Source organism: Halomonas heilongjiangensis, from assembly GCF_002879645.1.
Taxonomy (GTDB): domain Bacteria; phylum Pseudomonadota; class Gammaproteobacteria; order Pseudomonadales; family Halomonadaceae; genus Halomonas; species Halomonas heilongjiangensis.
In genome coordinates, this window is the sequence record NZ_PNRE01000059.1 from 36,352 (window position 1) to 48,091 (window position 11,740).

Consider the following 11,740-nt stretch of genomic DNA (forward strand, 5'->3'; position numbering starts at 1 on the left):
CGAGTCGGGTGGCCTTACCGATCCCGGTGGCGAATCAGGTCGCCTGCCCAGGGCAGTGCTTCCGGGTACTCGTCACCGTCGAGGACGAACTCCTGGCCGCGCGCCGCCGCGGTCAATTCCGTGTGAGCCCCGCGTCTTCGCCACCGCTGCCGGTTCGCGTGGTAGGTCAGGGGCCTGCGGCCATTTTCCGGATAGCACCAGGCGGGCAGTCGCCAGGTAGAGGTGTTGGCGGCCTGGGGAGCGGTCAACTGCCGGTCCGGCGAGTAACGCGGGAAGACCCCGGCGCCCGGCAGTGTCTCGCCCAGCCCGTCGAATAGCCCGTCGAGGCGGAGTCGCCGGCTCGCCAGATAGACCACGTTATTGGGACCGCCTTCCCGCCGGAAGTGGGGATGATAGGCCGCCCATTCGTATCCCGGCGGCCGGGAACCGTCGATCGGCAGTACCGCCGCCACCTGCAGCCAGCCCCAGACGACATGGCAGGGGCGCGAATCGGCGGCCCAGCGCCAGGCCCCGTGGTGAGGCTCTACGCGCCGGAAGAGCCCGAAGAACAGGAACAGATCGCCCGGACCGACCCTATGGTTACGCAGGTGCCCCTGGGCCTGGCCGGCCTGTCCGAAGATCGGTCGCCAGCCGGGCGCTCGGGGCAGCATGTCGGGTCTCAGGTCGGGGTCGAGATGGGCACCGTCATCTGGTGTCACCTTGCCGCGGGTGAGCTGGCCGACCAGGTCGCCGAGCGAGGCCCCATCATGGGCGATATCCCGGTAGCGAATCGTCGATGCGGCATCCGGGATGGGCAGGGCGACCATCCGGTCATCCGGAAAGATGGGGCTGGGCACGCCGCCGGCGGAGGAGTCGAAGCCCTTGCGGCTGAGGATCAGTTTCATCCCGTCTCTCGTGCTCTCTCCTGTGGCGTCGTCATGCATCAGCGGACATGGCTGGCCGTGAGATGCTATCAGATGCCTTCGAAGACACCCATTGCATTGGCGATGACTATGGGGCCGATAGGCCATCTTGTGCTTTACCTCAAGCCGGCTTGAGGTCTTAGCCTGCGGTGCACCGGTCGCCCTTGGCGGCCATCTCACCCATCGCGGCAGGGTGCCGCCCAGCGAAGGAGTCCCAGCCATGAATGCCTCCGTGTCCCCGCTTCCGCCCCACGAGTCGGCCCTGTGGGAAACGCCGCTTCTCGATCTCGAGGCCTATCTGGCACGTATCGACTACCGCGACCCGTTGACGCCGACCCTGGAAACGCTGCGCGCCCTGCAGCGGGCGCACCTCACGGCGGTGCCCTTCGAGAACCTGGAGATCGTCACCGGTGGCGAGATCCGGCTCGATCTGGAGAGCCTGCAGGACAAGCTGGTACGGCGTCGCCGCGGCGGCTACTGCCACGAGCAGAACATCCTGTTCGCCACGGTGCTGGACCGGCTCGGCTTCGCCGTCGAGGGGCGCAGCGCGCGGATGCTGATGGGCGACGACGAGCGCAAGCTCACCGCTATCGGGCATACGATCCTCAATGTGACGGTGGAGGGGCGGCGGTGGCTGGTTGATGTCGGTGTCGGCAACGTCGGGCCGCGTGAGCCGATCCCGCTCGAGGAGGGCGTCGAGGTGCGCCATGGCCGCTGGGAGTATCGCCTCGAGCGCTCGCCGCTGGGGTATTGGCTGCTGCGCTACCGGCGCCACGACGGCTGGTTCAACCTCTACCAGTTCAGCGACGAGCCCTACTATCGTGCCGATTACGAGGAGCACAACTACCAAGTGTCCCATCACCCGGACTCGCCCTTCGTGCGGCGGATCGTGGCCCAGCGCAATGGCGCGGAGGTTCGTCACGCCCTCACCGACCTGGAGCTGAAGACCTTCCGTCCCGGCGAGGCGCCGGAACTGCACCGGATCGGTGCCGAAGCGCTGCCCGGTGTGCTGCGCGAGCTGTTCGGGCTGGCGCTCTCGCCCGAACAGGAGCGCGCGCTGCTGCGGCGTGCCGAGTCGCTCACCGGGGCATCGTCGGAAGGCGAGCAACTTGGCACCTGAGGGATGAGGGTCAGTCGGGGCGGTAGCTGCCGGCGTCCGCCGAGAAGCTGATCGACATGCGGTTCCAGGCGTTGATGGCGCAGATCGCCAGGGTCAGGTCGACCAGACCCTGCTCCGAGAAGTGCGCCCGGGTGGCGTCGAACAGGGCGTCGTCGATGCCGCGCCCGGCGATCAGTGTATTGGCTTCGGCCCAGGCCAGGGCGGCGCACTCGCGGGGAGTGAAGAAGGGCGTCTCGCGCCAGGCGCTCAGGGCGTAGAGCCGCTGTTCGCTTTCGCCGGCGCGTCGGGCATCCTTGGTGTGCATGTCGATGCAGTAGGCGCAGCCATTGATCTGCGAGACGCGCGTATAGATCAGTCCCAGCAGGCCGTCGCCCAGTTCGCCGTCTTCCGCGGCCTTGGAAACATGGCGTTGGGCGTCGACCAGGGTCTTGAGGCCGGCGGGGTTGGCAGAAAAGTAGTTCATGCGCATTGGAGGGTCTCCTGACGGTAAATGACAGGTCCCAACCTAGCCCGGGCGTCGGGCGCGGCATTGTAGATTTTCGACCTGGCGGCGTCGTGCACGCGACCGGCCTTCGCCTGCAGCAGTTCGCCCCCAGCTCCGCGCTGAGCTCCCATGTGCAGTGCTTCTGGCGCGCCAAGGGAGTTGCTGCGCCGGATGCGGTGGAGTTGCTGCACCCCGATGGCGGCATGGGGCTGCTGTTCAACTTCGGCGGTGCCTTGAGCCGCAACGGGGAAGACGTTTCCGGTGCTTGCTGGGTCGACGGCCCCAAGCTGTGCACGGCGCGGCTGACGGTGGGCGAGGATCTCGACTTGCTCGGCGTTCGCTTCTTGCCGGGAAACGGGGCGCTGTTCATCGGCGAGGCGCTGTCCGCGCTGGCCGGGATGGAGCTGGTGCCGGGCGATGCTCTGCGTTATCTGGCGCTCGAGGCGCTGCACGAGAGGCTGTGCCAGGCGCCCGACCTCGCCGGGCGCATCGCGCTGCTGGAGCGCTTCCTGCTGGAGCGGCTGCGCCATGCCGAGGCGCTGCATCCGGCGCTGCCGGCATCGCTCGAATGGCTGCGCCGGCGCTGTCTGCAGGGGGATGGCCCGGGCAGCATCGCGGCGCTGGCCGATGAATTGCCGATCGGCCAGCGCCGGCTGGAGCGGTTATTCCAGCACCATGTGGGGCTCTCGCCCAAGCGCTATGCCCGCCTGCTGCGCATCGCACGCAGCCGCGAGCTGATCAAGCGGGGCGGGGCGGCGGTATCGCTGACCGATACCGCCTATGCGGCCGGCTACTTCGACCAGGCGCACTTCATTCATGACTTCAAGGCGGTCACCGGCGTCACCCCGGGCGGCTATCTCGACCATGTGCGGTGGCGCTACGGCTAGTCGCGGCCCACCGCGGGGTGCTCAGCCATAGGTCGGCCGCTGGGGCCAGCCCGGCGGCGAGACCTCGAAGTCCTCCTGGCGGCCGTAGGGCGTGGTGTCGAGCAGGGCGTAGGCGTCGGTGAGGCTCTCGCAGCCCCGGGCGTAGGCCGAATAGCTGTGGAAAAGCTCCTCGCCCAGGCGGAAGAAGACGCTCAGCCCGTGGCACTCGCCGCTCATGAAGTGGGGCTCGCCGGTGCGCGCCTCGAGCTCCTCCCGGCTGCGGTAGTTGTACTCAGGCGGCGCGACGGCCGCGTCGAGGGTGACGTGGAAGTCGTAGTTGAAGTCGCTGTCGAGCGACGACACCCAGGGCCAGTGCCAGCCCTGCTCGGCCTGGTAGGCCTGGTAGGCCTGGTAGGCCTCGAGCCTGGCCAGCGGCGCCCGGGAGACCAGCGCGAAGCTGGTATCGCGCTCATGGAGCAGCGAGAGGTCCCCCAGGGCGTTGACGAACCCCGTGCAGCCGCTGCAGCCCTTCTCCCACTCCGGGTCGAACATGAAGTGGTAGACGATGAGCTGGCGCCGCCCCTCGAACAGGTCGAGCAGACGGGTCTTGCCGGCCGGGCCGTCGAAGACGTAGGCCTTGTCGAGCTTCACCATCGGCAGCCGTCGGCGTGCGGCGTTCACCGCGTCCCTCTGGTGCGTCAGGGCCTTCTCCTCGGCGAGTAGGGCCTTGCGAGCGGTCAGCCAGGCGTCGCGGGTGGCGATGGGGGGATGGGGCAGGGCGTGTTCGCTCATGGCGGTGTCTCCCGGTGGGGTCATGACGGCGCCTGCTGCCGTTCGCAGTTGATCATCCAGGACACGCCGAAGCGGTCGACCAGCATGCCGAAACGCAGGGCCCAGAAGGTCTCCTCCAGGGGCATCACGACGCTGCCGTTGTCGGCCAGGGCGGGGAAGATTCGCTCGGCCTCCTCGGGGGTGTCGACGCTGATCGAGACATGGGCCCCCTTGATGCCTTCGTAGGGGGCGGGGCATGCCGGGGTGGTGTCGGAGCCCATCAGGACCTGCCCGTCCACCTCCAGCCGGGCGTGCATGATCTTGTCGAGATGCTCCGGTGGCACATCCTGGGCGCATTCTTCCGGCGCCTCCGAGTAGGGGTGCAGCGCGGCGATCTCGCCGCCGAGGCAGCGCTGGTAGAACTCGAAGGCGGCGCGGCAGTCGCCGTTGAAGATGAGGTAGGTGTTCAGCAGCATGAGGACTTCCTCCGTATCGATGTCCACTCTCTGGTCGAGCGAGGCCCCGTCGGTTCGACAAGGCGCGCGCTATTTCGTGGCTGCGTATTCGTCGTGGCGTTTCACCCAGTCCATCAGGTTGTGGTGGGGCCCCGTCTCGTTGCGGCCCCGGGGCGTCATGTCGAGCAGCATGTAGGTGCTGTCGACGAGTTCGTCGCCGCGCCCGTAGGTCGAGTAAGTGTGGAACACCTCGCCGTTGGCGTCCCGGTAGAACACGCTGAGGCCGGACAGGTCCTCGATCGAGACGTTGGCCGTGGCGTAGTTGTAGGTGACCGCGCCCCGGGCGATCTCCTCGGGGGTGAACGAGACCTGGTAATCGTAGTTGAAGTCGCTGCCGTGCGAGGAGACCCACTTCACCTGCCAGCCCATGCGCTTGCGGTAGGCGTCGATCTCGGCGAGTGGCGCCCGCGAGACCCGGACCAGGCTGACGTCATGGTACTCGAGATGCACCCGCGTGCCTTCGATGTGGTCGGCCGCGAAGGAGCAGCCGATGCACCCCGCCTCCCAGCCGGGGCCGAACATGAAATGATGGACGATGAGCTGGCTGCGTCCGTCGAACAGCTCGGCGAGGGTCCGGCGGCCCTCGAGCGTATCGAAGGCATACGCCTTCTCGACTTTCACCCATGGCAGGGCGCGGCGCCTGGCGTTCAGCGCGTCGCGCAGGCGGGTGAGCTCCTTCTCCCTGGTCAGCAGTTCCTGGCGGGCGACGAGCCATTCGTCGCGGGAGACGATGCCTGTGGGGGTGAGATCGTGTGGCGACATGACATGTCCTCCTGTGGCTTGCAGGAGAGAGTCGCTCGGGGCGAGGCGGAATCGACATCGGGCGCCCGGCAGCATGCGAGGTGATTGACGCCTCGATCATCGAGGTATAGGCTTCGACCCATGACTACCCCGAGACCGACACCCGCCGGCGGCCGCAAGGTCCCGGACTACAGCGACCCCTCGTATTGGCGCGGCACCATCAAGATGTCGCTGTCGAAGTTCTTCGTGCTCAGCGTGCTGCACCGCAAGCCGATGCACGGCTACGAGGTGGTGCAGGCGGTGGAGCGGACCACCAACGGCTGCTGCAGTCCCTCGGAGGGCACGGTCTACCCGGTGCTCAACGAGTTCGAGGCGGGGGGCTATCTCTCTTCCGACACCCAGGTCGTCCAGGGTCGGTCGCGCAAGGTCTATGCGCTGACGGACAAGGGCCGCCATGCCTTCCGGGTGGCGGTGGATGCCTGGCTGGAGGCCACCGAGTGCATCGTGGCCAGCCGTCGTCTGGCGGACGCCGCGTCGGCCGACCCCGAGAGCGAGGAGACGTGATGATCAGGTGGTGTCCGGGTGTCGTTTCAGGGCTCTTTTCAGGTCCTGATACCTCGATGATCGATGCCTTGATGATGGATGCCTTGGCGAGCCCGGCCGGCCCGTCGCCACGATGGACCGCCGCGGCCGTGGGGAGGGCAACATGACGTCCCGATCCCGGATCGTCGCGGTGCTGGGCGTTTCCCAGACGCTCGCCTGGGGCTCGACCTACTACTTGCCGGCGATCCTCGCCGTGCCCATGGCCCTGGATCTGGGCCTCGCCACCGGCACGGTGTTCGCGGCGTTCTCCGCGGCGCTGGTGGTATCGGCGCTGCTGGGGCCGGCGGTGGGGCGGCGCATCGATCGCTGCGGCGGGCGCGACGTGCTGGCGATCTCGAGCCTGGTGTTCGCCGCGGGGCTGGTGCTGCTGGGGCTGGCCGCCGGTCCCATGATGCTGTGGGCGGGGTGGCTGGTGATCGGCGTCGGCATGGGCATGGGACTGTACGAATCGGCCTTCTCGACCCTGGCGGGGCTCTACGGCCGCGAGGCGCGCGGCCCCATCACCGGTATTACCCTGCTGGCGGGCTTTGCCAGCACCGTGTGCTGGCCGATCACCGGCTGGCTCAACGCCGAATTCGGTTGGCAGAACGCCTGCTTCACCTGGGCGGCGGTGCACCTGCTGCTGGGCCTGCCGCTCAACCGCCTTCTGGTTCCCTTTGGCATCCAGCCGCCCGCTCCCCGCGCCGAGGCGTCAGCGGCCGAAGGGGAGACGACCTGGTTACCCATGGGGCTGCTGGCCTTCGTCTTCGCCGTGACCTGGTTCGTCAGTACCGGCATGGCGGCGCACCTGCCATGGTTGCTGCAGATCGCAGGCCTGTCGCCAGCCGCTGCCATCGCCGCCGCGGCGCTGGTGGGGCCGGCTCAGGTGGCGGCGCGTCTGCTCGAGTTCTCGCTGCTGCAGCGCTTCCATCCGCTGCTCTCGGCAAAGCTGGCGGTCATAGCCCACCCCATCGGGGCGCTCGGCATGATAGCGCTGGGGGCACCACTGGCCACGCTATTCGTGCTGCTGCACGGCGCCGGCAATGGCATTCTCACCATCGCCAAGGGCACGCTGCCGCTGGCGATCTTCGGCCCGCACGGCTATGGCCTGCGCCAGGGCCTGCTAATGGTGCCGGCACGCTTCGGCCAGGCGCTGGCGCCGCTGGCTTTTGCCTTGCTGATCGAGCGCTTTGGTACTCAGGCGCTGCTGTTCTCCTCCGCCCTGGGGCTCGCGGCCCTGGTGGCGCTGTTCGTTCTGCAAACCCACGCCATGAAGGAGGCGACATGAGGCTTCGCACGCTATCTGACCCTGACCATCTCCCGGCGCTCGATGAGCGCTTCGCTCGCCAGCCCCCTGGCCAGGGCCTGCCCGATCCGCTGGGGCATCCGCCGCGCATCCTGCTGCTTTACGGTTCGTTGCGCGAGCGCTCCTTCTCGCGCCTGGCGGTGGAGGAGGCGGCACGGCTGCTGCGCCACTTCGGCGCCGAGACGCGCATCTTCGACCCTTCCGACCTGCCGCTGCCGGACCAAGTGGCCGGCGACGATCACCCTGCCGTGCGCGAACTTCGCGAGCTGGCCATCTGGTCGGAAGGGCAGGTGTGGTGCAGCCCCGAGCGCCACGGCCAGATCACCGGCGTGATGAAGGCGCAGATCGACCACCTGCCGCTGAGCATGGGGGCGGTACGCCCCACCCAGGGGCGCACACTTGCGGTCATGCAGGTCAGCGGCGGTTCGCAGTCGTTCAACGCGGTGAATACCCTGCGCCTGCTGGGTCGCTGGATGCGCATGTTCACCATCCCCAACCAGTCCAGCGTGCCCAAGGCGTACCAGGAGTTCGACGAGGCCGGCCGCATGCGCCCCTCGCCGCTCTACGATCGCATCGTCGATGTGATGGAGGAGCTGGTGCGCTTCACCCTGCTGCTGCGACCCTATAGTGAGACGCTGGTGGACCGCTACTCGGAGCGCCGCGAAGCGGCCGGGGCCAAGGCCGACCCGGTGACGGACAAGGCGGCAGTAGGTCAGGCCTCATAGCGAATGGCAAAAGGCGGGGCGCTTTGCGCCCCGGTGTTCAGCCACCTCGAAGGGCAGTCATCAGGCCGGCTGCGATAGGCGCGGCAGAGCTATTTCGCTGTGCAAGCGCTCCACCAACCGGTCGATACGCGCCAAGGCGCTTTCGGTCGAGGCGGCCAGTACGTCACCGCCTTCCTCCTGGTGCTCGATGGCGATGTCATGGAAGCCGCCGATGCCGATGAACTGCAGGGCGGTGCGCACGCTCGGCTCCAGGTGGTTGAGTGCGGCCAGGGAGCGGCCCGGGTCGAAGTCGAAACCGCCGCGGGAAGAGAGCAGCACCGCGTGGCGTGAACGGTCGGCCAGCAATGGCACGTAGCCCTCCAGAGGCAGGTGGGGGTGGGCGCCGTACTGTGGATCGAAGTCGACGGTGCGATTTATGCGGATGATGTTGTCGATCCAGGCCTTGAAGACGGCCGGTGGCCCGAAGTTGTACATGGGCACGCCGAGCACCAGGATGTCGGCCCGTACGACCTCATCGACCAGCGCATCGCTCTCGGCAAGCACTGTCCGCATTGGCTCGGTTTGCTGCTCGGCGGGCGTGAAGGCGGCTTCGATCCATTCGACGCTGGTCAGCTGCGGCGAGGACAAGCCGATATCGCGATAGACGATCTCGGCATTCGGTTCCAGGGCGTGCCAGCGGGAAACGAAGTGGTGGGTCAGCCGGCGGGTATGTGAACCGTGATCATGGCTACCGGCGCGGCCAGGTCGTGGGCTGGCATCGAGATGGAGTAGGCGGGTCATGGGATTTCTCCTTCGCTGGGTGTAGGATCGCTTGAATGAGTTGGTTTCAGTTGTGTTTGCTTGCTTCGGCCATCAAGCCAGAAGCACAGTAGGGCGACAAACGACGATTCTTTTCCGCTAATGCAAAATTAAACTCAGCCATGACGCCACGCCGACTACCCTCTCTCTCCGCCCTGCGCGCCTTCGAGGCCGCGGCGCGCCACCTCAGTGCCAAGCGGGCGGCCGAGGAGCTTTCGGTCACGCCGACGGCGATCAGTCACCAGATTCGTCAGCTCGAGGAGAGCTTGGGTATCGCCCTGTTCGTGCGCAGGCCACGGCAGCTGATACTGACGGCCCAGGGACAGACGCTGCTCACCGTGCTGAGCGGCTCCTTCGATGCCATCGCCGAGACGGTGACCAAGCTGCGACGGCCTCCCTCGCGCCATGGCGTGAAGCTCTCGACTACGCCAGCCGTGGCTGCGCGCTGGCTGTTGCCCTGGGTGTGCCTGCTGCGCGACGCCCACCCGCAAATCGACCTGAGCATCCAGGTCTCCCACGAGGCGGTCGCTCTGGACGGCATCGTCGCCGACATGGCGATTCGCTATGGCGTGGGCCCCTGGCCCGGGCTGGTCGCAGAGAAGCTGTTCGACAATGTCTTCGTGCCCGTCTGCAGCCCCTCGCTGGGGCTGCGTGACCCCGCCGAGCTGGTGCGCCATACGCTGCTCCACTTCTCTTCGCCCGCGCCGTTGGACTGGGCGGCCTGGCAGCGCCAGGTCCAGGTGCCAGGGCTCGACGTCAGCGCCGGGCTGATGTTCTCCGACGAAACCCACGGCATCACCGCTGCGCTAGATGGCCAGGGCATAGCCTTGATGAGCCGGTACCTGATCGAGGAGGAGCTGCGTCAGGGACGCCTGGTACAGCCATTCGGACCCGAGATACAGGCCGCTCCCTTCCAGCTCGTCTACCCGCCCGAGCGACTCGAGGAGTCGGCCATCGCTGCCGTGCGCGACTGGATCATGGGGTTGTTGGACTCTCCGTCTAGAGAGAGCGCCTGCCGTTCTATCGTCGAGCGCCACTCATAATGTCAGCCGTGCCAGCTTGTCGGGATTGCGCACGATGAAGATGTCGGTGGCCTGCCCTGAGCGGTCGTAGCCGAAGGTAACCGTGGCGACGACGTTTCCTTCTCGATACATCACGAAGCCGGGGCCACCGTTGATATCGGCTTCGCGCCATTGGTAGTCGGACCAGTAGCCGCGTAGCCGATTCACCAGGAAGGCCAGCACTTCCTCCCGACCATGCAGCGGCTCGAGCAGGGTGGGCACCTTGCCGCCGCCGTCGGCGCTGAGGCGAATCTCGGCCGAAAGCAGGTTCGCAAGCCGTGCCGTGGCGCCCTCTGTAATGGCGAGCCGGAACGCTTCCAGCAGCGCTTGCTGCCGCTCGCGGGACGGGGCGTGTCTTTCCTCAGCCGCCTGCAGGTTGGCCCGTGCCCGGGAAACCAGCTTGCGACAGGCCGGCTCCTTGAGTTCGAGCATGGCGGCGATCTCGGCGTAGGGCGTGTCGAATATCTCATGCAGCAGGTAGGCGGCCCGCTCCTTCGGCGAAAGCCGTTCCAGCAGCAGCATGAAGGCGGTGGAGAGCGAGTCGGCGAGTAAGGTCCCATCCTCGGCGGCGGCAACGGTGGGTGTCGGGATGGGCTCGGGTAGCCAGGCGCCGACATAGTCGACCCTGGCCCGGTGGGCGTTGCCCAGCAGATCGAGGCAGCGCCGCGTGCAGGCCGTTGTCAGCCAGGCGATGGGTGTATCGATCGCATCCCGATCCACCGCCTGCCACTTGAGAAAGGTGTCCTGCACCGCATCCTCGGCGTCGGCGCGCGAGCCGAGGATGCGATAGGCCAGCCCCAACAGCATGGGGCGGGCCTCCTCGAAGCGAAGCAAGTCGGCAGAAGGCATCAGGCTTTCTCGGTTACCGGGGCCGCTTTGTCTTTGGCCCAGGCCACTGTAGCGGCGTGAATCACGGGCGGATGGGCAAGCAGGGGCGACACCGCGGCAATATAGGCGTCGTAGGCCGGTCCCTGCATGAAGGCCTGCGGATCCGCGCCGTCTGCATAGCGCTGGAAGACGCGGATCGTATCGGGGTCGCTGTCATCGTAGCAGTAGAAATAAGCGTCGTGGACCTGGCGCGACTCGATGCTGGGCGCCAGGTGGGTCTCCCAGGCGCGCCGCACTTCATCGCGCTTGCCGGGCAAAGCCTTGTGGACAATGAAGAGAGTGCTCTGGCTCATATGTGGCTCCTGAATCGCTGGGGATGAAGATGAAGGCCGAGCGGCCGTCACTGTGATGACGATTCAGGAGGGCATTGTGTGACACGTCAAAGGCGTTTACGGGCGAAGAGGTTAGGACAACCGAGTGCCCGTATTCCAGAAAGGGCGCCGCCCAGCGGCCAAGGTACGTACCTTCTGCTTGCCGAGCGGCTCAGGAGGGAAGCGGTACTGCGCTAGGCGGCAGCCTGCTCCTCCTTGTCGTAGTTGATCATCCAGGCGACGCCGAATCGGTCCACCAGCATACCGAAGCGGTGTGCCCAGAAGGTCTCTTCGAGCGGCATCTGCACGGTGCCGTTGTCGGCCAGGGCATTGAAGAGGCGTTCGGCCTCCTGTACCGAGTCGACACCAATCGCAATGCTCGCGCCCTTGATACCTTCGTAGGGCGCCGGGCAGAAGGGGGCATTATCCGAGGCCATCAACAGCTGGTCACCGATGCGCAGTCGGGCATGCATGACCAGGTTGCTGGCTTCCGCGGGAATTTCCATACCCTCGCTGGCGGGCATCTCCGCGTAGGTGGATACGGCCTCGAGCTTGGCGTCGAAGCAGCGCTGGTAGAATTCGAAGGCCTCACGGCAGTTGCCGTCGAAGATCAGGTAGGTGGAAAGCTGCATGGTGGGTCTCCAGGGGATTGTTGTAGGTCCTGCTTCCC

The 11,740-nt window shown here is 66.9% G+C and carries 15 protein-coding genes; 6 read left to right on the forward strand and 9 right to left on the reverse strand.

Annotated elements, in window-relative coordinates:
* Nucleotides 1-14 precede the first annotated feature (14 nt).
* Nucleotides 15-884 (reverse strand): Nmad3 family putative nucleotide modification protein, encoded by an 870-nt coding sequence (locus tag C1H66_RS13340; protein ID WP_102628367.1) that lies wholly within the window; start codon nt 882-884, stop codon nt 15-17.
* 238 nt (nt 885-1,122) lie between these two features.
* On the opposite strand from C1H66_RS13340, the gene C1H66_RS13345 reads away from it, so the two are divergent.
* Nucleotides 1,123-2,022, forward strand: a complete 900-nt coding sequence (locus C1H66_RS13345) for an arylamine N-acetyltransferase family protein (protein ID WP_102628368.1) — start codon at nt 1,123-1,125, stop codon at nt 2,020-2,022.
* A 10-nt stretch (nt 2,023-2,032) separates the two neighbouring features.
* On the opposite strand, the gene C1H66_RS13350 is transcribed toward C1H66_RS13345, so the two are convergent.
* Nucleotides 2,033-2,485: a carboxymuconolactone decarboxylase family protein gene (locus tag C1H66_RS13350; protein ID WP_240618314.1), complete on the reverse strand. Its 453-nt coding sequence runs from the start codon at nt 2,483-2,485 to the stop codon at nt 2,033-2,035.
* 92 nt (nt 2,486-2,577) lie between these two features.
* On the opposite strand from C1H66_RS13350, the gene C1H66_RS13355 reads away from it, so the two are divergent.
* Nucleotides 2,578-3,393, forward strand: a complete 816-nt coding sequence (locus tag C1H66_RS13355; RefSeq protein ID WP_102628370.1) for a helix-turn-helix transcriptional regulator — start codon at nt 2,578-2,580, stop codon at nt 3,391-3,393.
* A gap of 21 nt (nt 3,394-3,414) precedes the next feature.
* Here the strand turns inward: C1H66_RS13355 and C1H66_RS13360 are convergent, their stop codons facing one another.
* The 3 genes from C1H66_RS13360 to C1H66_RS13370 all read right to left on the reverse strand — a co-directional run bounded on the left by C1H66_RS13360 (nt 3,415) and on the right by C1H66_RS13370 (nt 5,420).
* Complete coding sequence (locus C1H66_RS13360) at nt 3,415-4,164, reverse strand: DUF899 domain-containing protein (RefSeq protein WP_102628371.1); 750 nt, start codon at nt 4,162-4,164, stop codon at nt 3,415-3,417.
* A gap of 20 nt (nt 4,165-4,184) precedes the next feature.
* Nucleotides 4,185-4,619 (reverse strand): VOC family protein, encoded by a 435-nt coding sequence (locus C1H66_RS13365; RefSeq protein WP_102628372.1) that lies wholly within the window; start codon nt 4,617-4,619, stop codon nt 4,185-4,187.
* A 69-nt stretch (nt 4,620-4,688) separates the two neighbouring features.
* Nucleotides 4,689-5,420 carry a DUF899 domain-containing protein gene (locus C1H66_RS13370; RefSeq protein WP_102628373.1) on the reverse strand — a complete coding sequence of 244 codons (732 nt, stop codon included), beginning with the start codon at nt 5,418-5,420 and terminating at the stop codon, nt 4,689-4,691.
* Between the two features lie 120 nt (nt 5,421-5,540).
* Between C1H66_RS13370 and C1H66_RS13375 the strand changes: the two genes are divergently transcribed.
* From C1H66_RS13375 to arsH, 3 genes are all read left to right on the forward strand, one after another.
* Nucleotides 5,541-5,963 carry a PadR family transcriptional regulator gene (locus tag C1H66_RS13375; RefSeq protein WP_205738665.1) on the forward strand — a complete coding sequence of 141 codons (423 nt, stop codon included), beginning with the start codon at nt 5,541-5,543 and terminating at the stop codon, nt 5,961-5,963.
* Nucleotides 5,964-6,105: 142 nt separating this feature from the next.
* Nucleotides 6,106-7,269 carry an MFS transporter gene (locus tag C1H66_RS13380; protein WP_102628418.1) on the forward strand — a complete coding sequence of 388 codons (1,164 nt, stop codon included), beginning with the start codon at nt 6,106-6,108 and terminating at the stop codon, nt 7,267-7,269.
* On the forward strand, nt 7,266-8,012 hold the full coding sequence (arsH, locus tag C1H66_RS13385) for an arsenical resistance protein ArsH (protein WP_102628374.1): 747 nt from the start codon (nt 7,266-7,268) through the stop codon (nt 8,010-8,012). Before C1H66_RS13380 ends, arsH begins: the two co-directional genes overlap by 4 nt.
* Before the next feature lie 60 nt (nt 8,013-8,072).
* Here arsH and C1H66_RS13390 read toward each other — a convergent pair whose 3' ends face one another.
* Complete coding sequence (locus tag C1H66_RS13390; protein WP_102628375.1) at nt 8,073-8,792, reverse strand: FMN-dependent NADH-azoreductase; 720 nt, start codon at nt 8,790-8,792, stop codon at nt 8,073-8,075.
* 140 nt (nt 8,793-8,932) lie between these two features.
* Here C1H66_RS13390 and C1H66_RS13395 point away from each other — a divergent pair, with 140 nt between their 5' ends.
* Complete coding sequence (locus tag C1H66_RS13395; protein WP_102628376.1) at nt 8,933-9,853, forward strand: LysR substrate-binding domain-containing protein; 921 nt, start codon at nt 8,933-8,935, stop codon at nt 9,851-9,853.
* On the opposite strand, the gene sigJ is transcribed toward C1H66_RS13395, so the two are convergent.
* The 3 genes from sigJ to C1H66_RS13410 all read right to left on the reverse strand — a co-directional run bounded on the left by sigJ (nt 9,848) and on the right by C1H66_RS13410 (nt 11,702).
* Nucleotides 9,848-10,720, reverse strand: coding sequence for an RNA polymerase sigma factor SigJ (sigJ, locus tag C1H66_RS13400; protein WP_102628377.1), 873 nt, complete (start codon nt 10,718-10,720; stop codon nt 9,848-9,850). The genes C1H66_RS13395 and sigJ overlap by 6 nt on opposite strands.
* Nucleotides 10,720-11,052 carry a putative quinol monooxygenase gene (locus C1H66_RS13405; RefSeq protein ID WP_102628378.1) on the reverse strand — a complete coding sequence of 111 codons (333 nt, stop codon included), beginning with the start codon at nt 11,050-11,052 and terminating at the stop codon, nt 10,720-10,722. The genes sigJ and C1H66_RS13405 overlap by 1 nt, the downstream gene beginning before the upstream one ends.
* Nucleotides 11,053-11,264: 212 nt before the next feature.
* On the reverse strand, nt 11,265-11,702 hold the full coding sequence (locus C1H66_RS13410; RefSeq protein ID WP_102628379.1) for a VOC family protein: 438 nt from the start codon (nt 11,700-11,702) through the stop codon (nt 11,265-11,267).
* Nucleotides 11,703-11,740 lie beyond the last annotated feature (38 nt).

Coding starts and splice junctions, on each gene's coding strand:
- C1H66_RS13370 (WP_102628373.1), bottom strand. CDS start 5,420: ATGTCGCCACACGATCTCACCCCCACAGGCATCGTCTCCCGCGACGAA.
- arsH (WP_102628374.1), top strand. CDS start 7,266: ATGAGGCTTCGCACGCTATCTGACCCTGACCATCTCCCGGCGCTCGAT.
- C1H66_RS13380 (WP_102628418.1), top strand. CDS start 6,106: ATGACGTCCCGATCCCGGATCGTCGCGGTGCTGGGCGTTTCCCAGACG.
- sigJ (WP_102628377.1), bottom strand. CDS start 10,720: ATGCCTTCTGCCGACTTGCTTCGCTTCGAGGAGGCCCGCCCCATGCTG.
- C1H66_RS13350 (WP_240618314.1), bottom strand. CDS start 2,485: ATGAACTACTTTTCTGCCAACCCCGCCGGCCTCAAGACCCTGGTCGAC.
- C1H66_RS13395 (WP_102628376.1), top strand. CDS start 8,933: ATGACGCCACGCCGACTACCCTCTCTCTCCGCCCTGCGCGCCTTCGAG.
- C1H66_RS13390 (WP_102628375.1), bottom strand. CDS start 8,792: ATGACCCGCCTACTCCATCTCGATGCCAGCCCACGACCTGGCCGCGCC.
- C1H66_RS13375 (WP_205738665.1), top strand. CDS start 5,541: ATGACTACCCCGAGACCGACACCCGCCGGCGGCCGCAAGGTCCCGGAC.
- C1H66_RS13340 (WP_102628367.1), bottom strand. CDS start 884: ATGAAACTGATCCTCAGCCGCAAGGGCTTCGACTCCTCCGCCGGCGGC.
- C1H66_RS13405 (WP_102628378.1), bottom strand. CDS start 11,052: ATGAGCCAGAGCACTCTCTTCATTGTCCACAAGGCTTTGCCCGGCAAG.
- C1H66_RS13365 (WP_102628372.1), bottom strand. CDS start 4,619: ATGCTGCTGAACACCTACCTCATCTTCAACGGCGACTGCCGCGCCGCC.
- C1H66_RS13360 (WP_102628371.1), bottom strand. CDS start 4,164: ATGAGCGAACACGCCCTGCCCCATCCCCCCATCGCCACCCGCGACGCC.
- C1H66_RS13345 (WP_102628368.1), top strand. CDS start 1,123: ATGAATGCCTCCGTGTCCCCGCTTCCGCCCCACGAGTCGGCCCTGTGG.
- C1H66_RS13410 (WP_102628379.1), bottom strand. CDS start 11,702: ATGCAGCTTTCCACCTACCTGATCTTCGACGGCAACTGCCGTGAGGCC.